Origin of the sequence: uncultured Flavonifractor sp. (genome assembly GCF_944385615.1) — a bacterium.
Classification (GTDB): domain Bacteria; phylum Bacillota; class Clostridia; order Oscillospirales; family Oscillospiraceae; genus Flavonifractor.
The window spans coordinates 14449-37184 of record NZ_CALWXV010000016.1 but is presented as its reverse complement, the minus strand read 5'-3'; the positions used below and the strand labels follow the sequence as shown (position 1 = coordinate 37184).

The window sequence follows — 22736 nt, the reverse complement described above, 5'->3', positions numbered from 1 at the left end:
AAAAAGAGGGAAAAGCCATGCTGATTCTGGTGTCCGGCGGGTCGGGCAGCGGCAAGTCGGAGTTTGCCGAGTCCCTGGTGACCGCCTCGGGGCTGGAGAAACGGATCTATCTGGCTACCATGCGGGTGTGGGACGCGGAGAGCGTCCGCCGGGTAGAGCGCCACCGGCAGATGCGCTTGGGGAAGGGCTTTGACACGGTGGAATGTCCCACCGCTCTGGCAGAAGTGACCCTGCCCCCCCATACCGCGGTGCTGTTGGAGGATCTGTCCAACCTGACCGCCAACGAGTATTTTTCCCCGGACGGGGCAGAAGGAGCCTTTGACCGGGTGCTCTCGGGGATTTGCCGGGCGGCGGAACAGGCCGAGCTGCTGGTGGTGGTGACCAACGAGCTCTTTTCCGACGGCATGGACTACGACCCGGTGACGTTGGAGTACCTGTCGGTGCTGGCCCGGCTGAATCGGGCGATTGCCGCCAGGGCCGATCAGGTCTACGAGGTGGTGTGCGGGATTCCCGTGGCGTGGAAGGGAGCGAGTGTGTGAAAAGTCTTATCATAGCCTTTGCCATGTACTCCAAGCTGCCTATGCCCCGGGTGGACTGGGAGAAGAAAGCCCTGTCCTGGGCGCTGTGCTGGTTTCCCCTGGTAGGGGTGGTCATCGGGGCGGTGCTGTGGGGCTGGATGGCCCTGGCTGGGGCGCTGGGCATTGGCAAGATCCTGTTTGCCGCCTTTGCGTTGCTCATCCCCATCGCCCTCAGCGGCGGCATCCACCTGGACGGCTTCTGTGACACCTGCGACGCTTTGTCTTCCCACCAAAGCCGGGAGAGGAAGCTGGAAATTTTAAAGGACTCCCACACCGGGGCCTTTGCCATCATCTGCTGCGCCCTCTATCTGCTGGTGTTTTTCTCCTGCTGGTGTGAGGCGGCGGTGACGCCCCGTTCCGCCCTGGTGCTGGCCCTGGGGCCCGCTTTGTCCCGCAGTCTGTCCGGTTTGTTTGCCGTCACCCTGCCCAACGCCCGAGGGACCGGGCTGCTGGCTACCTTCACCGGACCGATGGACACGCTGAAAGCAAGAGTGTTCCTGATTCTGTGGGTGGCAGCCTGCGGAGTCGGGGCGCTGGTGCTGGACCTGTGGACCGGCGGGGCCGCCCTGGCAGGAGCCGCCCTGGTGTGCCTCTATTATGTGATCACGGCAAAAAAGCAGTTTGGAGGGGTCACCGGAGACTTGGCGGGCTTTTTCCTCCAGCTGTGTGAGCTGGGTATGGTGCTGGCCGTAATGCTGGCCCAGAAGATCGAGGTGCTGTTATGATGCTCATCATTGGCGGCGCGGGCCAGGGTAAGCTGGACTATGTGCTGCGCAAAACCGGATATACCCCTGACCAGGTGGCCCGCACCCCGGAGGAGGCCAAGCATAAGCCCATTTTTGACGGGGTGGAGGATTGGCCCGACCTGGACGAGGAGGGGCTGCTGGCCGTCAACCCGGAGCTTATCTTGATCTGTGACGAGGTGGGCTGCGGCGTGGTGCCGGTGGACCCGTCCCAGCGGGCCTGGCGGGAGCAGGTGGGCCGGCTGTGCTGCCGGCTGGCAAAGCGGGCAGAGCGGGTGGAGCGCATCTTTTGCGGCCTGCCCATGACCCTGAAAGGAGACGCGCCATGGAACTGATCCTCATGCGCCACGGTACCACCCAGGGCAACCTGGAGAAGCGTTTTATCGGCACCCTGGACGTGCCGCTCACACCCCAGGGGGAGGAATTGGCCCGACGGGTCGGGCCAACTTTGCCCAAGGTAGCGCACATCTACCGCAGTCCCCTGCTGCGGTGCAGGCAGACGGCGGAGCTTCTGTGGCCCGGCGTGGAGATGACGGTCATTGACGAGCTGCGGGAGACCGACTTCGGCCCCTTTGAAGGGAAGAACCACGAGGAGCTGAAGGACGACCCATTGTACCAGGCCTGGATCGGCCAGCCTGGGACGCATTTGAATTTTGCCGCCATGCCGGTGGGGGAGACCGCCCAACAGGTGGTGGACCGGGTCTCCATTGGGCTGGAAAAGCTGGCCAAGGACGCCGCCGCGCGGAAGTTTGAGCGGGTGGGGGTGGTATCCCACGGCGGAGCCCTGATGGGCCTTTTGTCCAAATACGGACGGCCGGAGCGGGACTATTACGGCTGGATGTGCCCCAACTGCGGGGGCTTCCGCATGGCCCTGGATTCAGATACATTAGAGCTGACGGTGTTGGAGGAATTCAAGGGATGAATTGGTGGACAAGTCATCTGCTGGCCCTGCTCATCGGCTTCTGTCTGGACCTGCTGCTGGGAGACCCCCACTGGGCCCCCCATCCTGTGCGGGCCATCGGGGCCTTGATCGCAGGGCTGGAACGTATGCTGCGGCGCCTGTTTCCCAAGAGCCATGGCGGAGAGCTGGCGGGCGGTGTGGTGTTGGTATTGCTTACCCTGCTCATCCCCACCGGGCTGACGGTGCTGCTGCTGTGGGGGTGCTGGCTGGTAAGTCCCTGGCTGGCCCTGGGGGTGGAGAGCGTGCTGTGCTATCAGCTGCTGGCCACCAAGTCCCTGGCGGCGGAGAGCAAAAAGGTATACGACGCCCTGAAAGCTGGAGACCTGAAGGGGGCCCGGTACGCCGTCTCCATGATCGTGGGCCGGGATACCCAGCGCCTGGACGAGGCGGGGGTGACCCGGGCGGCGGTGGAGACGGTGGCGGAAAATGCCTCCGACGGGGTGATCGCCCCCCTGATTTTTATGGCTATTGGCGGAGCGCCCCTGGGGATGTTCTACAAGGCGGCCAATACTATGGACTCCATGGTGGGCTATAAAAATGACAAGTACCTCTACTTTGGCCGGGCGGCGGCCAAGTGGGACGATGTACTCAACTTCATCCCTGCCCGGGTAGCCGGGGTGCTTATGTGCCTGGGCAGCACGGCGGCGGGCTACGACGGGAAAAACGCCTGGCGTGTGTTCAAGCGGGACCGGAAAAAGCACAAGTCCCCCAACTCCGCCCACACCGAGGCGGCCTGCGCCGGGGCGCTCCAGCTTCGGCTGGCGGGGCCCAGCGACTACTTCGGCAAGCGGGTGGAAAAGCCCTATATCGGGGACGATCAGCGGCCCATTGAGCCCCTGGATATCCTGCGCTCAGGCCGCATCCTGTACGCCACCGCCTTTTTTGCCCTGCTGCTCTTCTGCGGGGTACCGCTGATGATCTTATTGTTTCCGTGAAAAGGAGCGTCATTATGCCAGTCTACACCCATGGCGGGGATGTGCTCACCGCCCAGGCCGCCTGGAAGGGGGAGGTTTTGGACTTCTCCACCAATCTGAACCCTTTGGGAATGCCCGCCCCGGCGAGGGCGGCGGCCCGGGAGGCGGCGGCCCAGTCCGACCGCTACCCGGACCCCCTGTGCCGGGCGCTGCGGCAGGCCATCGCCGCCTACGATGGGGTAAAGGAAACCCAGGTGGTGTGCGGCAACGGAGCCGCCGACCTGATTTTCCGGCTGGCCTTTGCCCTGCGGCCCCGAAAGGCTTTGGTCACCGCCCCTACCTTTTCCGAATATGAGGAGGCGCTGACGGGCGTGGGCTGTGAGATGGTCCACTATACACTGGACCCGGATCAAAACTTTGATTTGGACAGCGGTTTTCTGGAGGCCATCGGGCCCGGCGTGGAGCTGGTATTTCTCTGTACACCCAACAACCCCACCGGTCGGCTCATCCACCAGGAGCTGCTGCTGGCGGCGGCGGAGCGGTGCCGGAGGGCAGGGGCTCTTCTGGCGGTAGACGAGTGTTTTCTGCCCCTGGCCGCCGGTGGGCCGGGACTGGCCCCCTGGCTGGAGGAGTATCCCAACCTGCTGCTGCTGCGGGCCTTTACCAAAAGCTATGCCATGGCGGGCCTGCGTCTGGGCTACGCTTTGACGGCGGACGAGGGATTGCGGGAGGCCATGGGCCGGTGCGCCCAGCCCTGGAGTGTGTCCACCCCTGCCCAGGCCGCCGGTGTGGCGGCCCTGCGGGATTGTCCCCACTGGGCGGCGGAAGGCCGGGCGCTGGCCGAGGGGCAGCGGCCCGGATTGACTGCTGGGCTGGAGAAGCTGGGCTGTAGGGTCATTCCCGGACAGGCCAACTATCTGCTGTTCCGATTGCCCGGCGTGGACGATCTGAAGGAGCGGCTGGTGGGAAAGGGGATTCTGATCCGCTCCTGCGGCAATTACCACGGACTGGGCCCCGACTGGTACCGGGTGTGCGTGCGAACAGAAGAAGAAAACCGGCGGCTGCTGGCCGTTATGAAAGAGGTGCTGTGATGGCGAAGGCGATTATGATCCAGGGCACCGCCTCCAACGCGGGGAAATCCCTGCTGGCGGCGGGGCTATGCCGTATTTTCAGGCAGGACGGCTATCAGGTGGCCCCCTTCAAGTCCCAGAACATGGCCCTCAACTCCGCCATCACCCCCGACGGGCTGGAGATGGGCCGGGCCCAGGTGATGCAGGCCCAGGCCGCTGGGGTGGCCCCCGATGTACGGATGAACCCCATTTTGCTTAAGCCCACCAGCGACGTGGGCTCTCAGGTCATCGTCAACGGGATTCCCCGGGGGACCATGAAGGCGGGAGATTACTTCAAGTATAAGAAAAATCTCATCCCCGACGTGATGGCGGCCTACTCCGCCCTGGCGGAGGAATATGATATCATTGTCATCGAGGGGGCGGGCAGCCCGGCGGAGATCAACCTGCGGGAAGACGATCTCGTCAATATGGGCATGGCCCGCCTGGCCAACGCCCCGGTGCTGCTGTGCGGCGACATCGACCGGGGGGGCGTGTTTGCCTCCCTCTACGGCACAGTGAAGCTGCTGGAGCCCGAAGAGCAGGCCATGATCAAAGGGCTTATCATCAACAAGTTCCGGGGAGATGTGGAGATCCTCCGCCCCGGTCTCACCCAGCTGGAGGCCCTCACCGGCAAGCCGGTATTGGGTGTGGTGCCTATGCTGGATGTGGACGTGGACGACGAGGATTCTCTGTCCGCCCGCCTGTCGGGGAGCGGCAGGGTAGGGCTGGTGGATATCGCTGTCATCCGCCTGCCCCGCCTGTCCAACTTCACCGACTTCAACCCTCTGGAGCGGATGGAGGAGGTGTCCCTCCGCTATGTGGGGAGCGTGAAGGAGCTGGGCCATCCCGACCTGATTATCCTCCCCGGCACCAAAAACACCATGGACGATCTGCGGTGGCTGCGGCAGAGCGGCCTGGAGGGAGCCATCCTGAAGCACGCCGCCGCTGGCGGGGCGGTGGTGGGCATCTGCGGCGGCTATCAGATGCTGGGGAATACCGTCTCCGACCCCGATGGGGTGGAGGGAGGCGGCACCCTCCAAGGGTTGGGGTTGCTGCCCGCCCAGACGGTATTCCAGGGAGAAAAGACCCGCACCCAGGTGACCGGCGTGTTTCAAAAGGCCCAGGGCATATTTTGCGGCCTTCAGGGCGTGGCGTTTGAGGGCTACGAGATCCACATGGGCCGTACTCAGAGCGACGCCGATTCTCTGGTGGTGTTCACCACCCAGACCCAAGAGCAGCACACCGATGGCCTGAGCCAAGGCAACGTGTGGGGCTGCTATGTCCATGGGATTTTTGACAAGGCTGGGGTGGCGGAGTCTCTGGTTACCGCTCTCATGAAGGCCAAGGGGCTGGAGGGCCAGGCGGCCAGCGTGGACTGGCAGGCCTATGCCCAGATGCAGTATGACAAGCTGGCGGACGGCCTGCGGGCCAGTCTGGATATGGAGCGGGTTTACCGCATCCTGAACGGGGAGGAATAACCCATGAAAAAAATCCAATTACAGCGGGTGGCCCCCGCCGAGATCGAGGCCCGGAGCATGGAGATCATCGGCCAGGAGCTGGGGGAGCGCACCTTTCCCCCCGAGCAGCTGCCTGTTATCAAGCGGGTGATCCACACCAGCGCCGATTTTGACTACGCCGACAATCTGGTGTTCTCCCCTGACGCAGTGGCGGCGGGTATCGCCGCCATCAAAGGGGGCTGCACCATCGTCACCGATACCCAGATGGCCTTTTCCGGTGTCAATAAAAAGGTGCTGGAGAAGTTCGGGGGAAAGGCGGTATGCTTCATGTCCGACCCGGACGTGGCCGCTGAAGCCAAAGCCAGAGGGGAGACCCGCGCCACCGTTTCTATGGAGCGGGCGGCTCAGCTGCCCGGCCCCCTGATCTTGGCTATCGGCAACGCCCCCACCGCCTTGGTGCGGGCCTGCGAGCTGATCGAAGAAGGGAAACTGAAGCCCGCTTTGGTCATTGGCGTGCCGGTGGGCTTTGTGAACGTGGTGGAGAGTAAGGAGCTGCTGCTTACCATGGATACCCCCCACATTGTGGCCAGGGGCCGCAAGGGGGGAAGCAATGTAGCCGCCGCCATCTGCAACGCCCTTTTGTATCAGGCCAGCAACAATGCGCGGGAGTAACACAGGAGGAACGACCATGGAACAAAAAGCCCTTCTGTCGGTGTCCTTTGGCACCAGCCACCGGGACACCCTGGAAAAAACCATCGCCGCCATTGAGGGGGCCCTGGCCGCCGCCTTCCCGGAGCGGACCCTCCGCCGGGCCTTCACCAGCGGGATGATCCTGCGGAAGCTGGCCCGGGAGGGTACCCAGATCGACGATGTGCCCGCTGCCCTGGAAAAGCTGGCGGCGGAGGGCTATACCGACGTGCTGGTCCAGCCCACTCACATCATGAACGGGGACGAGTACGACAAAATGATGGCCCTGGCTGCCCCCTATGAGGAGCGGTTTGAAAAGCTGGCCTTTGGCCGCCCCCTGCTCACTGAGACGGGGGACTATCTGGACGCAGCCCAGGCCCTGCTGGCTGATTTGCCCGCGCAAACAGCGGGAAAAGCCATCCTCTATATGGGCCATGGCACCGAGCACTTTGCCAACTCCTGCTATGCCCTGCTGGAATATGTGTTCCGGGACCTGGGCCGGAAGGACGTGGTCATTGGCACCGTAGAGGGTTATCCCGGCTTTGGGGAGGCGGTGCGCCGCATCCAAGAGTTGGGAGCGGACCAGGTGGAGCTGCGGCCCCTGATGATTGTGGCGGGGGACCACGCCAAAAACGACCTGGCGGGGGAGGAAGAGGACTCCTGGAAGTCCCTGCTGGAGCGGGAGGGGTACGCCGTTACCTGCGTGCTCCAGGGCCTGGGAGAGTTCCCAAGCGTTCAGGCCCTCTTTGTCAAGCACGCCAGAGAGGCGGAAGAGGGCTAAGTCTGTATGCCAATTCCAGGCAGCTGCCTGTTTTGATAAAAAGGACCGGGAAAAGGGAAGTCGGGTGCAACTCCCGCGCAGTCCCGCTGCCGTAAGAGAAGAGCCGCCGGGCAAAAAAGGTCACTGGGGTATCCTGGGAAGACGCGCGGCGGCAGAGAGGCTCAAGCCGGAAAACCTTGCCTGGTTCCACACCATCAAACCTACGCGTGATAGGAAAGGATGAGACAACATGAGACATTTGACTGCCAACCAAACCGTCCGGGCCGGGGCAGTGCTGGTGGGGCTGCTGGGTCTGCTGACCATGGGCGCCTCCGCCATGCACATCGCCGAGGGTATGCTGCCGGTGGGCTGGGCCATCGGCTGGGGCGCGGTATGCGTCCCCTTCCTGGTGGCCGGCTTCTTTGCCATCAAGAAGAAGATCGACCAGGCCCCCCGGGCCAAGATCCTGCTGGCCATGTGCGGCGCCTTCGCCTTCGTGCTCTCCGCCCTGAAGATTCCCTCGGTGTCCGGTTCCTGCTCCCACCCCACCGGCGTGGGCCTGGGAGCTATCCTCTTCGGGCCCCTGGTAATGACCGTGCTGGGGCTCATTGTGCTGCTGTTCCAGGCTCTGCTGCTGGCCCACGGCGGCCTCACCACCCTGGGGGCCAACACCTTCTCCATGGCCATTGCCGGGCCCATCGTGTCCTGGCTGGTCTATCAGCTGCTCCGGAAGGCCAAAGCCCCCGCCGCTGTGTCGGTCTTTGCTGCCGCCGCTCTGGGGGACCTGTTTACCTATGTGGTCACCTCGGTGCAGCTGGGAGTGGTCAACGGCGGCATGGTGAAGTTCCTCACTATTTTTGCCGTCACCCAGATCCCCCTGGCCATTGCCGAGGGCCTGCTTACCGTGGTGGTCTTCAACGTGCTGGAGAAGTACAGCCGGACCGAGCTCCAGGAGCTGCGGGTGCTGTAAGGAGGGGAAGGATATGAAAGTCTGGCAGAAAAATTTGATTTTGATCCTGTTGGTGGTGGTCATTGCCGCCGTGCCCCTGTGGCTGCTGCCCAACGCCGAGTTCGGCGGGGCGGACGGAGAGGCGGAGGAGGCCATCATGGAGCTCAACCCCGACTATGAGCCCTGGTTCGAGCCCATTCTGGAGCCCGCCAGCGGCGAGGTGGAGTCCCTGCTCTTTGCCCTCCAGGCCGCCATCGGCGCGGGGGTGGTGGGCTTTGTTCTGGGCCGCATCACCAAAAAGCCGGGTGGAAAAACGGAAGGGAAGGACTGAGCATGGGCACCGACCGCTACGCCTATCAGTCCCGCCTGCGGCGGGTGTCCCCCATGCCCAAGCTGCTGCTGACGGCTGTGACGCTGGTGGTCTGCCTGTGCTGTGACAGCGTGGCGGTGGGCCTGTTTACCCTGGTGGGAATGGGGGTGCTGGTTACCGCTCTGGGGGGCCTATCCCCCAGGGTGTACCTCCACTTTTTGAAAATTCCCCTGGTCTTTCTGGCGGTGGGGTGTATCACCATCGTGGCGGGCAGCTATCCCGCCGGCACGGAGATGGTGGCCGCCCTGCCGGTGGGGGACCGGCTGTGGGGCTTTACCGCCGGGGGGCTGTGGCTGGGGGGGCGGATCTTCTGCAAGGCCCTGGGTACCATCGGGTGCATGTACTTTCTGGCCCTCAATACCCCGGTCACCGATCTGACCATGGCGCTGGAAAAGCTCCATGTGCCCCGCCTACTGGTGGAGTTGATGGAGCTGATCTACCGCTTCATTTTTGTGCTGTCGGAGACGGCGGCCAATATCCGTACCGCCCAGGACTCCCGGCTGGGCTATCAGGGCTTCCGGCGGTCGGTGTCCTCGCTGGGGATGCTGGCCTCCATGGTGTTCCTGCGGGCCTGGAGAAAGGCGGACCGGATCTATACCGCCCTGGAATCCCGGGGCTACACCGGCAGCCTTGCCACCCTGACGGATGCCTACCGGCCGGGGTGGGGGCTGCTCCCCCTTACCGCCCTGGCGGCGGCGGGACAGATGGCCGTATGGTTTGTGGAAGGGAGGCTGCTGCCGTGAATGCCATCCAGGCGGAAGAACTGTGCTATACCTATGAGGATGGGACCGTGGCTCTGGACCACGTCTCCTTTGCCGCCCAGAAGGGAAAGATTACCGGCATCCTGGGGGCCAACGGGGCGGGCAAGTCCACCCTGTTTCTCAGCCTCAACGGAGTAATTACCCCCAAAAGCGGCCGGGTGCTGCTGGGGGGAGAGCCGGTACGCTACGACAAAAAGGGACTTACCGAGCTGCGGCGACGGGTGGGTATCGTCTTTCAGGACCCGGACGACCAGCTCTTTTCCGCTGATGTGTACCGGGACGTGTCCTTCGGCGGGGTGAATCTGGGCCTGCCCCCGGAGGAGGTCCGCCGCCGGGTGGAGGAGGCTCTGGAGCGCACTGGGGTGTCCCACCTGCGGGACAAGCCCACCCATGCTTTGTCCTACGGGCAGAAAAAGCGGGCGGCCATCGCCGGGGTGCTGGTGATGGAGCCGGAGGTGCTTATCCTGGACGAGCCCACCGCCGGGCTGGACCCCCAGGGGGTCAGCGATATCATGCGCCTGCTACTCCAGCTGCGGGACGAGCTGGGCATGACGGTACTGATCGCCACCCATGATATGGACATCGTGCCCCTATATTGTGATTATGCCTGTCTGCTGGGGGGCGGAAAGGTGCTGACCCAGGGTACGCCGGAGGAGCTGTTTGCCCATCCGGAGGCCCTGCGGGCCAATCATCTGCGCCTGCCCCGCATCGCCCATCTGATGGAGGTGCTGCGGGACGTGGACGGCTTGGACGCCGACCGGTCCGTCGCCACCATCGGGGCGGCCCGGCGGGAGATCCTGCGTATGCTGAAGGAGGAAGAACCATGAGAGGAATGTTGTACGGCGTGGGGGTTGGCCCCGGAGACCCGGAACTTATCACCAGAAAGGCCGAGCGGGTCATCCGCCAGTCGGCGGTGCTGGCCGTGCCGGATGCTGGCCGGGGGGAGAAGACCGCCCTCAACATTGTAGGAGAGCTGGCCGAAGGCAAGCAGCTGCTCAGCTGCGCCGCTCCCATGGTGCGGGATCATGAAGCCCTGAACGCCGCCTATGAGCGTAACGCCGACCTGGTGTGCGCCGCCCTGGATCAGGGGAAGGACGTGGCCTTTATCACCCTGGGGGACCCTACGGTGTACTCCACCTACCTCTACCTCCACAAAAAGGTGGTGGCCCGGGGGTATGATGCGGAAATCATCCCCGGCGTGCCCTCCTTCTGCGCTGTAGCCGCCCGGCTGGGGACCGCCCTGTGCGAAAAATCGGAGCGGCTGCTCATTGTTCCAGCCTCCCACAAGGACGTGACCGACTGCCTGGACCTGGACGCCAATCTGGTGTTTATGAAGGCGGGCAAGGAGATCGGAGCCTTGAAGGAGACGCTGGACCACCATGGCCTGCTGGACAAAGCCTCACTGGTGGCCAACTGCGGCATGGAGGGAGAGCTGGTGTGCCCCCGCTTTGCCGATTTGGAGGAGGGCAGCGGCTACTTCTCTGTGGTATTGGTCAAGAAGGGGGAACAGGCGTGAATCTGGTTATGACCGGCCTGGACTGGCACAAGGCCCCCATCGACCTGCGGGAGAGCCTGTCCTTCACCCGCAGCCGGGTACTGGAGCTGGACCGCCGCCTGTGGAGCCGGGACGGGGTGGAGGGCTGCGTCCTGCTGTCCACCTGCAACCGCACTGAGCTTTACCTGTCCTGTGAGCCAGGGGCGGAGCCTGATCCGGGGCGGCTGCTGTGCGCCGTTGCCGGGGTGCCCTACGCCCCCTTTGCCGACGCTTTTGTCACCCGGAGCGGAGAGAAGGCTGCCCGTCACTTGATGGAGGTGGCGGGGGGACTGCGCTCCCAGATCTGGGGGGAGGACCAGATTGTCACGCAGGTGAAAGCCGCCGCCGCCGCCGCCCGGGAGGCGGGCACGGCGGACGGGGTGCTGGAGACGCTGTTCCGCAACGCCGCCGCCGCCGGTAAGGAGATCAAGACCCGTGTACGGTTTATCGGGGTGCCACGGTCGGCGGCCCGGGCGGCCGTGGACCGGCTGGACCAAACGCTGGGCGGCCTCACCGGAAAACGGGCCATGGTCATTGGAAACGGGGAGATGGGACGGCTGGCCGCTTCGCTGCTTCACCAGGCGGGGTGCTCCGTCACCATCACCCTGCGCAGCTACCACCACGGGGAGACCGTGGTGCCCGCCGGGTGTTCCGTCACCCCCTATGAGGAGCGCTATTCCGCCATGGGCGGGATGGATTTGGTGCTCTCCGCCACCACCAGCCCTCACTATACCGTTACCGCCTGGGAACTGGCTGAGCTGACCCATCCGCCCAAGGTGCTGGCCGACCTGGCCATTCCACGGGACATCGAGCCCCAGGTGGGCACTCTGCCCGGTTTTACCCTCTACAATGTGGACGACCTGGGGGTGGACACCAGCCGGGAGATTCCACAGGAGGCGGTTGCTATTGTGGAAAAATATCTGGACCGGCTGGGCCAGTGGGAGAACTACCGCTCCTGTCTGCCCAGCCTGGAACGGGTCAAGCAGGCGGTGGCCGCCCGGGTGCTGTCCACCGATCTGGAGGGCCCGGAGGCACGGGAACTGGTGGAGCTGGCGGTGAGCCGGGCGGTGGACCTGCTGTCCGGGGGGCTGAAGGACAACCTGACCCCGGAGGATCTGGAGCGGTGCGCCGCCAAGATCGAGGTCCATACCGCCGCCAAACCCCGGTGGGCCATGCCGCCGGAAAAGCCTTTCCGGTTTCCTATCTTTATTGATCTTTGTGGAAAAAAAGCCGTTGTCATTGGCGGCGGCGCGGTAGCCTGCCGCCGGGCCGGGGTGCTGGCCCGGTTTGGGGCGGAGGTCACCGTGATCGCCCCCAGGTGTAAACCGCTGGAGGGTGGCATACAATGGCAGCAGCGGCCTTATGTCCCTGGAGACCTGGCGGGGGCTGCCCTGGCGGTTGCCGCCACCGACGACCGGAGCGTCAACCGCTCGGTGGGAGAGGAGGCCCGGGCTCTGGGCATCCCGGTGAGTGTAGCCGACGCCCCGGAGGAGTGTACCTTCTTTTTCCCGGCCATCTGCACCGGGGACAACATTGTGGCCGGGGTAGCCGGACGGGGAGACGACCACGCCCGCACCGCCCGGGCTGCCAAGGCCATTCGGACCGTACTGGAGGGATTGGAATGAGGATCATACGGGTGGGCAGCCGGGAGAGCAAGCTGGCTGTCATCCAGTCGGAGCTGGTGATGGAGGCCATCCGGGCCAAGCACCCGGAGATCACCCTGGAGCTGGTGACCATGAAGACCACCGGCGACAAAATTCTGGACCGGACCCTGGACCAGATCGGGGGTAAGGGCCTCTTTGTCAAGGAGCTGGATGCCGCCCTGCTGGACGGACGGGTGGACCTGACCGTCCACAGCTGCAAGGATCTGCCCATGGAGGTGGACCCGGCCATCCCTCTGGCGGGCTTCTCCAAACGGGAGGACCCACGGGATGTATTGGTGCTGCCACAGGGAGTGGCGGAGCTGGACCCGGCCAAGCCCATCGGCTGCGCCTCCGCCCGGCGGACGGTACAGCTGAACGCTCTTTTTCCTGAGATGAAGGTGGCCCCGGTGCGGGGTAATGTACTTACCCGACTGCGCAAACTGGACGAGGGGCAGTTCTCCGCCCTGGTGCTGGCGGCCGCCGGGCTCAAGCGGCTGGGGCTGGAGGGACGCATCACCCGGTATTTTACTGTGGAGGAGATGATCCCCGCCGCCGGGCAGGGTATTATGGCCCTCCAGACCAGAGCCGGGGAGGACCTCAGCTACTTGACCGGCGTGGTGGATGGGGAAGGAACCCTGTGTGCCGCTGCCGAGCGGGCCTTTGTAAAACGGCTGGACGGAGGCTGTTCCTCCCCCATTGCCGCCCACGCCCGGCTGGAAGGGGATACCATTACCCTGATGGGCCTCTATGTGAATGAGGCCGGAAAGGTGTTTCGCCAGAGTACTTCCGGCCCCCGGGACCAGGGGGAGGCCTTGGCGGAACAGCTGGCGGACCAGATGAAGGAGGCGCAGGCATGAAGGGAAAAGTGACGCTGGTGGGGGCGGGCCCCGGGGACCCGGGCCTGCTCACCCGCAAAGGGCTGGAGGCCCTTCAGAATGCCCAGGTGGTGGTATACGACCGGCTGGTGAGTCCCGCTATCCTGGCCCTGATGCCGGAAACGGCGGAACAGATCAACGTGGGCAAGCAGGCCGCCCGCCATCCGGTACCCCAGGAGCAGATCAACCAGATCCTGCTGGACAAGGCTCTGGAAGGGAAAAACGTGGTGCGCCTCAAGGGGGGCGACCCCTTCCTCTTCGGCCGGGGCGGGGAGGAGCTGGAGCTGCTGGCGGAGCACGCCGTGGCCTTTGAGGAGGTGCCCGGCATTACCTCCGCCATCGCCGCCCCCGCCTACGGCGGTATCCCAGTGACCCACAGGGATTGCTGCTCCTCTCTCCACATCGTCACCGGCCACCAGCGGGCGGGGAAGGAGCTGGACATCGACTTTGAGGCCCTGGTGCGAACGAAAGGCACCCTGGTTTTTCTGATGGGAGTATCTGCTCTGGAGGCCATCTGTACCGGCCTGCTGGCGGCGGGCATGACCCCCGACACCCCCGCTGCTGTGGTGGAGCGGGGCACCACCCCCGCGCAGCGGCGGATCAGCGCCACCTTGACCACTCTCCCCGCCGTGGCGGCGGAGAAACAGGTAGAAAGCCCTGCTGTCATCGTGGTGGGGCAGGTATGCGCTCTGGCAGAGGAGTTCGACTGGTTCGATCAACTGCCTTTGAAGGGGAAAACGGTGGTGGTTACCCGGCCCAAGGAACGCTCCGGCACCCTGTCCGCCCGGCTGCAGGCTCTGGGGGCCGATGTATGGGAGTACCCCTGCATTGCCACGGTACCTCTGGACCCCTGCCCCGCTGTGGATGGGGCCATGGAACGGCTGAAGGAGTATGAATGGCTGGTTCTTACCAGCCCCGCCGGGGTGGAGGCGCTGTGGCGGTGGCTGGAGGGCCATGGCAAAGACGCCCGGGCCCTGTGGAGCGTAAAGCTGGCGGCCATCGGCCCTGGTACCGCTAAGGCCATGGCTGCTCACGGACTGAAAGCCGACTATGTGCCGGAGGTGTATGACGCCGCCCATCTGGGAGCGGGCCTGCCTGCCGGCGGAAAGGTGCTGGCGCTTCGCGCGGAAGAGGGCTCCCCCGCCTTGACAGAGGCCCTGGCAAAGCGTAACATACCCTGTGACGACGTGGCCAGCTACCGTACCCTGTATGAGAATCCCCGCTCTCAGAAGCTGCGGGAGGCGGTGGAGTCCCAAGCGGGGCTGCTGGTCACCTTCACCAGCGCCTCCACCGTCAAAGGCTTTGTGTCCACGGTGGGGGAGGACGCTGATTTTTCCCGCATGGTGGGCATGTGCATCGGCGCTCAGACTGCCGCCGAAGCCCGGAACTATGGGATTCCGGTACGGGTGGCCCGAGAGGCCACCATGGACGCGCTGGTGGAACTAATTGTAGAAGGTGTTTAATATGGAATTGATCCAACGGCCCCGCCGCCTGCGGGGCAATGACGCGGTGCGCCGCCTGTGCCGGGAGACCCGTATGTCCCCCGACAGTTTGATCTACCCCATTTTTGTGGACGAGACCCTTCAGGGGACCCGGCCTATCGAGGCTCTGCCGGGACAGAACCACTACGGCCTGGACAGTGTGTGTCTGGCGGTGGAGGAGTGCCTGGCCGCCGGGGTGCATCACTGTATCCTCTTCGGCCTGCCCGCCCACAAGGACGCTGTGGGTTCCTCTGCCTGGGCAGAGGATGGGGTGGTCCAGAAGGCCATCCGGGCCATTAAGGAGAAGTACCCGGAGTTTTACGTCATTACTGACGTGTGTATGTGCGAGTATACCGATCACGGCCACTGCGGCATCCTCTGCGGCCATGAGGTAGACAACGACAAGACTCTGGAGGTACTGGCCAAGACCGCCCTCAGCCATGTGCAGGCCGGGGCGGACATGGTAGCCCCCTCCGACATGATGGACGGCCGGGTAGCCGCCATCCGGGCCATCCTGGACGAGCACGGCTATACCGCCACCCCCATCATGGCCTACTCCGCCAAGTATGCCTCCGCCTTCTACGGCCCCTTCCGGTCGGCGGCAGGCTCCGCCCCCTCCTTTGGGGACCGGAAAGGTTACCAGATGGACCCCCACAACCGGAAAGAGGCGTTGAAAGAGTGTGCGCTGGATGTGGAAGAAGGGGCGGATATCCTCATGGTCAAGCCCGCCCTCAGTTACCTGGACGTGATCCGGGAGTGCTCCGACGCCTACGATTTGCCCATGTGTGCCTATTCCGTGTCCGGCGAGTATGCCATGATCAAGGCGGCAGCGGCTGCCGGGCTCATCAATGAGTACCGCATTATGTGTGAGTCGGCTCTGTCCGTGTTCCGGGCGGGGGCCAATATGCTTATCACCTACTACGCCAAAGAACTGGCCCAGGCCATTCAGAAGGGGGATATCGGCTGATGGGACGCTCGGAAGAACTCTTTGAACAGGCCATTAAGGTGCTCCCCGGCGGGGTCAACTCCCCGGTGCGTGCCTACCGGGCCGTGGGCATGGCCCCCCGCTTTATTACCAGAGCCGACGGCCCCTTCATCTGGGACGAGGACGGCAAGCAATACATCGACTATGTCTGTTCCTGGGGCCCCATGATTTTAGGGCACAACCACCCGGTCATTCGGGAGGCCGTAGAGAAGGCCGTCAAAGACGGCCTGTCCTTCGGCGCTCCCACCCGCCGGGAGGTGGAGATTGCCCAGCTGATGGTCGACCTGGTGCCAAATATCGAGATGGTACGCATGGTCAACTCAGGCACCGAGGCGGTGATGTCCGCCGTCCGGCTGGCCCGGGGGGCTACCGGGCGGGACAAGATCATCAAGTTTGAGGGGTGCTACCACGGCCATTCCGATTGCCTGTTGGTGAACGCCGGTTCCTCCGCCCTGGCTGGGGGCCATCCCTCCTCCGCTGGTGTGCCCGAGGACATTGTAAAGCACACCCTTACCGCCCAGTTTAACGACCTCAGCTCTGTGGAGGCTCTGTTGGACGCCTGGTCCGGCCAGATTGCCTGTATCATTGTGGAGCCGGTGGCCGCCAATATGGGTGTGGTAGGCCCTGCCCCTGGATTTTTGGAAGGCCTGCGGAAGCTGTGCGACAAGAGCGGCGCCCTGCTCATCTTTGACGAGGTCATCACCGGTTTCCGGTTGGCTCTGGGAGGCGCGCAAGCATATTTTGGGGTCAAAGCGGATCTGGTCACCTTCGGCAAGATCATCGGCGGCGGTATGCCGGTGGGAGCTTACTGCGGCAGCCGAGCCTTGATGGAGCAGGTGGCCCCCTGCGGCCCAGTGTATCAGGCGGGCACCCTCAGCGGCAACCCGGTGGCCATGGCTGCCGGACTGGCCCAGCTCACCTATCTGAAGGAGCACCCGGAGGTGTATACCGACATCGCGGCCAAGGGAGAGCAGCTGGCCGCCGGTCTGCGGCAGGCCATTGCCAAGACGGGCGCGCCGGTGGTGGTCAACCAGATCGGCTCCCTGCTGGCCCCCTTCTTTACCCCCACGGCGGTGACCACCTTTGTGGACGCTAAGGGCAGCGATGTGGGCAAGTACGCCAAGTATTTCCAGGGGATGCTGGAGCGGGGCGTGGCCCTGGCTCCCGCCCAGTTCGAGGCGATGTTTGTCTCTGCCGCCCATGGGGAGGCAGAACTCCAGGCCACTCTGGATGCCGCGGAAGAAGTATTTCGCAGCTTGTAATCCACAGCTTGTTGAAAAAGTCTCGCAGAGTTCCGCCGCCCGCAGGCGGCGGAATCAAATCAAAATCCGTCCTTTCCGGGGACATGCGCCTCGGAAAGGACACTTCTCATGACGAATGGGGTGACAATTTCGCAAGAAATCGAACCCCATCCGTCATGCAACCCTTTGCCCAAAAAGACCGCAGGTCTTTTTGGGCAGCCTCAAAGCCGCTGCATCCGCAGCGGCTTTTCTCTTGCCCTTTCTTGACAGACACCGGGAATCTGGTACACTGGAGGCAAGAACAGGAGGGAGGCCCATGGCAAGACCAAAAAAGTGCCGCCGTATCTGTGCCCTGCCCGTCCATCGTGCCTTTGGTCCGCTGGAGGGAACGGCTGGCGGTACGGTGGAGATGGCGGTGGAGGAATACGAGGCCATCCGGCTGATCGACCTGCTGGGCTGTACTCAGGAGGAATGTGGAGCCCAGATGGGGGTGGCCCGGTCCACGGTGCAGCAGGTGTACGACACCGCCCGGCGGAAGCTGGCCCTGGCTCTGGTGGAGGGACGGCGTCTGGCCATTGCCGGGGGAGATTATACCCTGTGTCCGCAGGGGGAGGTCTGTCCAGGCCGGGACTGCGCACGCAGAGGCTGCGGGGGAGGGCGCTGCGGGTGCGGTGGCTGTGCCCCTTCTGAGGGGGTAAAATGCGCTGGGCAAAGTTCACAAAATTTTTTGAAATAAGTTGTGACAATCTGCGTACTTCGTGGTATAATCAGAACAGGGAACCGGACCGGTCCGGCGACCCAATCCCTCCTCGGAGGGTGGAAGGAGTTGAAAACGATGAAGTTCGTGTTCACAGACAAGAAGATCAATCTGCCCAACAAGGTCCATGCCTACGCCGAGAAAAAGGTGGGCAAGTTAGACCGTTATTTTAAGGCGGATACGGAGGCCGCCATCGTCTTCAGCGTGGAAAAGGACCGCAACAATGTGGAGCTGACCATCCGCTCCGGCAGCACCATCATCCGTGTGGCCGAGAGCACCTCTGATATGTTTGCCACCATCGACGCGGCCGTCTCCTCGGTGGAGCGCCAGCTGCGCAAGAATAAGAGCCGGCTGGAAAAGCGCCTCCGTCAGGACGCCTTCTCCCGCAGCGTGGATATGGAGGAGATCTCCTCTTTCGCGCCGGAGACCGATGAAGAGGACTTCAAGATTGTCCGCACCAAGCGTTTCCCCATCAAGCCCATGACGGTAGACGAGGCGGTGCTCCAGATGAATCTGGTAGACCACACCTTCTTCGCCTTTAAGGATATCGACCAGGACGGTCGGTTTGCTGTGGTGTATAAGCGCAACGATGGAGACTACGGACTCATTGTGGACGAGGATTAAAGGTGCATAAAATCCAAGCGGGAGCGGCTTTTGCCGCTCCCGCTTTTTAAGACTGTGGAAAAAGACCGTAAGTCTTTTTCCACAAAAGATTACATGATGGATGGAGTTCGATTTCTTGCGAAATTGTCACCCCATCCATCATGAGAAGTGTCATTTCCAAGGCGCATGTCCTTGGAAATGACAAATTTTGATTTCATTCCGCCGCCTTCGGGCGGCGGAACTCTGCGAGGCACTTTTACAAAGGAACTTTTTGTGTGTAAGGCGGTGTCCTATTCCGCCGGGGTGAAGTCGCCAGTAAGGGCGTCCACATAATAGGCGCCGGTATCGGTGGTAAACCGCCACACCGGAGTCAGCTGGACCTGCCGGGTGGTGGTGCTGCTGGACAGATAGCCGGGGGTCATGGCCTCGATGCGGCTGCATACATATCCACCGGCGTTGACCCCTGCCAGAAAGCGGACCAGCACGGTGGAGGTGGAGAGCAGCGCCTCTTCCGTTGAGGAAGCGGCGGTCCCCTCCAAACGCGAACCTTCAATTTGGATCAGGTCCTCCCCCTGCCAGCGCAGGGTGACGGGACAGGAAAAGACCGGGGCGCCCTCCCAATTTTGAAAGTAGGTGAGCACCGTCTCCGACCCGTCCAGGCGCTTGTCCGCCAGCGTGCCGGAAAGGCCCATGGTTTTCAGACAGCTTTGGCTGGATTTGTCATAATCATGACCGTCCAGCGTGTACACACCGGGCTGAAGGGTTATGGTAAAGCTGCCGTTCATGGAAAACTCCGCCGTGCCGTTTTGGCCGGAGTAGCGGGGGCGCACCTCGTTTTGTTCCTGAAGGGTTACCTCTCCCAACAAAGCAGAGGCGATGGCGGACTCATTGGACCGGTCCCGGGTGACCGTCACCACCGGCAGGGTTAAGTCATCGGGCAGCTCATCCAGCAGAAAGGAGATGCCCCCCTGCTCCAGCACGGACAGGGCTGCTTCCTTGGTTTCCTCCTGATATCGGGTGCTCACTCTGGCCTGACTGCCTACCAGCAGGAGCAGGATGGCGTTGACACATAGCAGCATTAGCAGGATCACATTTTTCAGTTTCGACCATTCCATAGCAACCTCGCTGTCTCATGCCCGCTGGGGCCCCAGGGGCGTCATTTGGCAACCCAGCCGGCCTGGACGGTCTCTCCGCCGTTGTCCCGGTAGCACAGCAGCAGCTCCCGACCCTCGGGGGAGAGGGCGTCCAGCGCCGCGGCCGCCATCCGCTCCTGTAGGACCAAACTGGTCTGTCCGGCATCCTCATACCGGCGGAAACAGAGGGTAAAGGCGGTGATCTGTCCATCCTGAATGGTAAAGTGGGCGGCGCATCCCCCGCCGGGGAGGCTGACCTCCGCCCCGTTCAGGCTGTAGCCGTAGCGGACCTCCAGACCGTCGTCGGTCTTTTCCACCGCCATCAGATAGAGCCGGGCGGCGGCGCAGTAGCTGCCCACCGTATCGGCGGCCATTTTCCGGGTGGCCTCTACGATCTCTGTAACATCATAGCCGCTCTCGCTCCCAACCGGATAGCGGGAGGCGGTACCCTCCGCCGTGCTGTAGGAGACGGTGCCCGTGCTGCTGATCTCCAGAGTCTCCTGTCCCTCCCGGATGCGGATCCCGTTGGGGATGGGGTAGTAGGAGGTCTGAAAGGAGAGGGCCTGCTGCAACGTGCCAATCAGCGTGTCATCCAGGCTGGACAGGGGATTGGAAGCGCGGTAGACGGTTGGCGTGGGAGTGGCGGCGGAGAGGAGCATATAGGGGTCCAGACCGCTGTAGCCGCTGTCCTCCCCCAGCTCAAAGACAAAAAATGTGCCGTTTCCGCCGTAGCCGGACAGCAGCTGATCCATGTGGCCCTCATAGACCACCGCCGTTTCGCAGGCATAATACAGGCTGTCGCTCTCATTATGATAGTACAGACGCACCTCGCCGTCCACCCGGGCCACCGCGATCTGCCGGACTGAGCCGGTGAGGGCGGTATTTCCGCTCCCTTCTCCGGTCCAGGCGCTCAGGGTCTCCAGCGGGATATGGCCCAGGAAGTCAAACCAGATGCCGGGGGACTGGAGGGCGGTCCGCCAATCCGATTCCGGTACTGAGACGGGCCGGGCGGCGCTGGTCAGCGCCTCTCCCAACAGAATTCCCACGCTGTCATACAGCTTGTCGGTCTGGGTGGTATCGTACTGAACGGCGTACCGGTTTTCTCCGTCGTACAGGGCAATGCGCACCGGCCGGGCGGCGGCGGTAAGCTGTCCGCCGCTGTCAGAGCTGAGCGTGGAATCGGCGTGGGTGGGGTGGAAGAGGGAGATCAGTCCCCCCAGCAGTCCCTGTGTGCCGGAGGCCGCCTCATTCTGAATCAGAGCAAGGCCGGTCAGATAGACGGCGGAGAGGGAGAGCAACACGATCAGTAGCGTCTTGAGCCGCTCCACTCCCTGATTGCGCCGCCTCCGGCGGCGTCTGGGCTTACTCTGTTGCATGGCGCGGCCCCTCCATCAGCAGGGTGATGCGCACCGTCAGGCCAGGACCCGGACGGTCCAGCAGCTCGATGATGCCTTCGTGACGGTCGATGATCTCTTTGGCGATGGAGAGCCCCAGGCCGGTGCCCCCGGATTCCCGGGAGCGGGCCTTGTCCACCCGGTAGAACCGCTCAAAAATACGTCCCCTGTCCTCCTTGGGGATGCCGATGCCGTCATCTGCCACCTCCATCCACACCTTGGCGGGCCACTGACCGGCAGAGATGCGGATATGGCCGCCGTCGGGGGTGTATTTGATGGAGTTGGAGACGATATTCATCATCACCTGGACAATGCGCTCCCGGTCCCCCACGATCTGCGGCAGGGTATCGGGCAGCTTCAGCTCCACCTGATGACCGTGGCGCTGGGCCTCCATCAAAATGGCGTTGTACACGTCCTGTACTGCCTGCCCAAAGGAGAAGGGAGCCAGCTTCAGCTCCGACCGGCCGGAATCGAACCGGGACAGCGTGAGCAGGTCCTGGACGATGTGGGTCATCCGGTCGGACTCGTTGAGAATGACCCCCAAAAAGTTCTTTTCTGTGTCGGGGGGCAGCTCTCCCGCGTTATCCACCAGAGTTTCCGCATAGGAACGGATATTGGTCAGGGGGGTGCGCAGCTCATGGGACACGTTGGCCACAAACTCCCGGCGCATTTCCTCGGTTTTGTGCTGCTCGGTGACGTCATGGATCACCACCAGAACGCCACCCAGCCGCTCCTGGTCAAAGGGGGTGAGCAGCAGCTCCAGGCTTTTGCCCCCCACATTGCGCACCCCGTCCAGATAGCCGGGGGACTCCACTGCCAGTACCCCCTGAAGGGGGGCGATGTCGGAGAATAGGGTGTCATAGTTGACGCTGCCTCCGATGGGGATGGCCATGCCCAGCAGCTCCTCGGCAGCGGGGTTGGACTGGATCACCGCCCCGTCCCGGGCAAAGGCCACCACGCCGTCGGTCATGTGGAGAAAGAGAGTGCCCAGCTTGTTGCGCTCGTTCTCCACCTCCTCCAGGGTGTGGTGGAGCTGGCGGGCCATGTCGTTGAAGGTGCCGGTGAGGATACCGATCTCATCCCGGGAGGCCACCTCTATTTTTTGGGAAAAGTCCCCGTTGGCTACCCGCTCCGCCCCCTCGGTAAGCCGCTCAATGGGGGTGATAAGGGTTTTGGACAGCAGGAAAGAGAGCATTACAGAGATGACCAGACCAAAGCCAAGAGCCTCCACGATCAGGGTAATCAGCTCGCGGTTCAGGGCGGCGGCGTTGGTACCGTCGTCCCGGACATAGATGATATAGCGCTGTTCTCCCCGCTGAACAGCTACCGCCACATCCATGTAAGAGGCGGAGGGAGTGCTGTCGTCCCCCTTTTCCGCGCCCGCCAGCACCTGCATCAGGTTGCGGGAGTCCAGGTCTAAAGGCTGGTCGGCGTCCTGCTCGTCGGAGCCCGCCAGCCAGTGACCGTCGGTGCCGTCCAGCACATAATACTTCCGGCTGCGGTTGTCTACTCCAAGGGTGCCGTTATAGGCGTTGAGGATTTCGGCAATGCTGGCCGCGCCGTCCTCCTCATCGGAGGTGGGGGTATTCAAATCGGCCCAGAAAACCTCGTCCTGAAAGGCCTCGGCCATCTGGGTATAAAAGTCTTGGGTATAAAAATTGGCCACAGAGTTGATGAGGAATGCGCCCACAACGGTCATCAGCAGGATGATGAGCAGCGTCATGATGAGCATGAGCTTCATGTGCAGGCTGCGAAACATACCGTGGACCACTCCTCTCTGGTTGAAAGATAAAAACCGATG

The 22736-nt window shown here is 63.2% G+C and carries 24 protein-coding genes and 1 riboswitch; of the genes, 21 read left to right on the top strand and 3 right to left on the bottom strand.

The features are described 5' to 3' along the window. Positions 1 to 17 precede the first annotated feature (17 nt). The 21 genes from Q0J75_RS06180 to raiA all read left to right on the top strand — a co-directional run bounded on the left by Q0J75_RS06180 (position 18) and on the right by raiA (position 18429). Positions 18 to 539: a bifunctional adenosylcobinamide kinase/adenosylcobinamide-phosphate guanylyltransferase gene (locus Q0J75_RS06180; RefSeq protein WP_297198239.1), complete on the top strand. Its 522-nt coding sequence runs from the start codon at positions 18 to 20 to the stop codon at positions 537 to 539. Next, positions 536 to 1303 (top strand): adenosylcobinamide-GDP ribazoletransferase, encoded by a 768-nt coding sequence (locus Q0J75_RS06175; protein WP_297198235.1) that lies wholly within the window; start codon positions 536 to 538, stop codon positions 1301 to 1303. Before Q0J75_RS06180 ends, Q0J75_RS06175 begins: the two co-directional genes overlap by 4 nt. Then, complete coding sequence (locus tag Q0J75_RS06170) at positions 1300 to 1656, top strand: bifunctional adenosylcobinamide kinase/adenosylcobinamide-phosphate guanylyltransferase (protein WP_297198232.1); 357 nt, start codon at positions 1300 to 1302, stop codon at positions 1654 to 1656. The genes Q0J75_RS06175 and Q0J75_RS06170 overlap by 4 nt, the downstream gene beginning before the upstream one ends. Then, on the top strand, positions 1647 to 2243 hold the full coding sequence (locus tag Q0J75_RS06165) for a histidine phosphatase family protein (protein ID WP_297198229.1): 597 nt from the start codon (positions 1647 to 1649) through the stop codon (positions 2241 to 2243). Before Q0J75_RS06170 ends, Q0J75_RS06165 begins: the two co-directional genes overlap by 10 nt. Continuing rightward, positions 2240 to 3217, top strand: a complete 978-nt coding sequence (gene cbiB, locus Q0J75_RS06160) for an adenosylcobinamide-phosphate synthase CbiB (RefSeq protein WP_297198226.1) — start codon at positions 2240 to 2242, stop codon at positions 3215 to 3217. Before Q0J75_RS06165 ends, cbiB begins: the two co-directional genes overlap by 4 nt. Before the next feature lie 14 nt (positions 3218 to 3231). After that, on the top strand, positions 3232 to 4287 hold the full coding sequence (gene cobD, locus Q0J75_RS06155; RefSeq protein WP_297198222.1) for a threonine-phosphate decarboxylase CobD: 1056 nt from the start codon (positions 3232 to 3234) through the stop codon (positions 4285 to 4287). Then, on the top strand, positions 4287 to 5783 hold the full coding sequence (locus Q0J75_RS06150) for a cobyric acid synthase (protein WP_297198220.1): 1497 nt from the start codon (positions 4287 to 4289) through the stop codon (positions 5781 to 5783). The genes cobD and Q0J75_RS06150 overlap by 1 nt, the downstream gene beginning before the upstream one ends. Before the next feature lie 3 nt (positions 5784 to 5786). Beyond that, positions 5787 to 6434: a precorrin-8X methylmutase gene (locus Q0J75_RS06145; protein WP_297198217.1), complete on the top strand. Its 648-nt coding sequence runs from the start codon at positions 5787 to 5789 to the stop codon at positions 6432 to 6434. Positions 6435 to 6450: 16 nt separating this feature from the next. Beyond that, complete coding sequence (locus tag Q0J75_RS06140) at positions 6451 to 7230, top strand: sirohydrochlorin cobaltochelatase (protein WP_297198214.1); 780 nt, start codon at positions 6451 to 6453, stop codon at positions 7228 to 7230. Between the two features lies 1 nt (position 7231). Continuing rightward, a riboswitch (cobalamin riboswitch) is annotated at positions 7232 to 7428 on the top strand. 103 nt (positions 7429 to 7531) lie between these two features. Continuing rightward, positions 7532 to 8179, top strand: a complete 648-nt coding sequence (locus Q0J75_RS06135) for an energy-coupling factor ABC transporter permease (RefSeq protein WP_297198273.1) — start codon at positions 7532 to 7534, stop codon at positions 8177 to 8179. 13 nt (positions 8180 to 8192) lie between these two features. After that, positions 8193 to 8489 (top strand): energy-coupling factor ABC transporter substrate-binding protein, encoded by a 297-nt coding sequence (locus Q0J75_RS06130; RefSeq protein ID WP_297198211.1) that lies wholly within the window; start codon positions 8193 to 8195, stop codon positions 8487 to 8489. Positions 8490 to 8491: 2 nt separating this feature from the next. Continuing rightward, positions 8492 to 9271, top strand: coding sequence for a cobalt ECF transporter T component CbiQ (gene cbiQ, locus Q0J75_RS06125; RefSeq protein ID WP_297198208.1), 780 nt, complete (start codon positions 8492 to 8494; stop codon positions 9269 to 9271). Continuing rightward, a complete protein-coding gene (locus Q0J75_RS06120; protein ID WP_297198206.1) occupies positions 9268 to 10116 on the top strand; it encodes an ATP-binding cassette domain-containing protein in 849 nt (282 codons plus the stop codon). The genes cbiQ and Q0J75_RS06120 overlap by 4 nt, the downstream gene beginning before the upstream one ends. Further along, complete coding sequence (gene cobI, locus Q0J75_RS06115; protein WP_297198203.1) at positions 10113 to 10805, top strand: precorrin-2 C(20)-methyltransferase; 693 nt, start codon at positions 10113 to 10115, stop codon at positions 10803 to 10805. The genes Q0J75_RS06120 and cobI overlap by 4 nt, the downstream gene beginning before the upstream one ends. After that, positions 10802 to 12448: an NAD(P)-dependent oxidoreductase gene (locus Q0J75_RS06110; RefSeq protein ID WP_297198200.1), complete on the top strand. Its 1647-nt coding sequence runs from the start codon at positions 10802 to 10804 to the stop codon at positions 12446 to 12448. Before cobI ends, Q0J75_RS06110 begins: the two co-directional genes overlap by 4 nt. Then, the gene (gene hemC / locus Q0J75_RS06105) at positions 12445 to 13323 is read left to right on the top strand and encodes a hydroxymethylbilane synthase (RefSeq protein WP_297198196.1); all 879 of its coding nucleotides are present in this window, start codon (positions 12445 to 12447) and stop codon (positions 13321 to 13323) included. Before Q0J75_RS06110 ends, hemC begins: the two co-directional genes overlap by 4 nt. After that, positions 13320 to 14804 (top strand): uroporphyrinogen-III C-methyltransferase, encoded by a 1485-nt coding sequence (gene cobA / locus Q0J75_RS06100; protein ID WP_297198190.1) that lies wholly within the window; start codon positions 13320 to 13322, stop codon positions 14802 to 14804. Before hemC ends, cobA begins: the two co-directional genes overlap by 4 nt. A gap of 1 nt (position 14805) precedes the next feature. Beyond that, positions 14806 to 15789, top strand: coding sequence for a porphobilinogen synthase (hemB, locus tag Q0J75_RS06095; RefSeq protein ID WP_297198188.1), 984 nt, complete (start codon positions 14806 to 14808; stop codon positions 15787 to 15789). Continuing rightward, positions 15789 to 17069, top strand: coding sequence for a glutamate-1-semialdehyde 2,1-aminomutase (hemL, locus tag Q0J75_RS06090; RefSeq protein ID WP_297198185.1), 1281 nt, complete (start codon positions 15789 to 15791; stop codon positions 17067 to 17069). Before hemB ends, hemL begins: the two co-directional genes overlap by 1 nt. 295 nt (positions 17070 to 17364) lie before the next feature. Further along, a complete protein-coding gene (locus tag Q0J75_RS06085; protein ID WP_297198182.1) occupies positions 17365 to 17784 on the top strand; it encodes a DUF134 domain-containing protein in 420 nt (139 codons plus the stop codon). 99 nt (positions 17785 to 17883) lie between these two features. Then, on the top strand, positions 17884 to 18429 hold the full coding sequence (raiA, locus tag Q0J75_RS06080; protein WP_297198179.1) for a ribosome hibernation-promoting factor, HPF/YfiA family: 546 nt from the start codon (positions 17884 to 17886) through the stop codon (positions 18427 to 18429). A 269-nt stretch (positions 18430 to 18698) separates the two neighbouring features. On the opposite strand, the gene Q0J75_RS06075 is transcribed toward raiA, so the two are convergent. Genes Q0J75_RS06075 through Q0J75_RS06065 form a run of 3 tightly spaced genes read right to left on the bottom strand, consistent with a single transcriptional unit; the run spans position 18699 to position 22694 of the window. Further along, positions 18699 to 19523 (bottom strand): hypothetical protein, encoded by an 825-nt coding sequence (locus tag Q0J75_RS06075; protein WP_297198175.1) that lies wholly within the window; start codon positions 19521 to 19523, stop codon positions 18699 to 18701. A gap of 41 nt (positions 19524 to 19564) precedes the next feature. Beyond that, positions 19565 to 20917, bottom strand: a complete 1353-nt coding sequence (locus Q0J75_RS06070) for a hypothetical protein (RefSeq protein WP_297198171.1) — start codon at positions 20915 to 20917, stop codon at positions 19565 to 19567. Continuing rightward, a complete protein-coding gene (locus tag Q0J75_RS06065; RefSeq protein ID WP_297198168.1) occupies positions 20904 to 22694 on the bottom strand; it encodes an ATP-binding protein in 1791 nt (596 codons plus the stop codon). The genes Q0J75_RS06070 and Q0J75_RS06065 overlap by 14 nt, the downstream gene beginning before the upstream one ends. Positions 22695 to 22736: the final 42 nt, after the last annotated feature.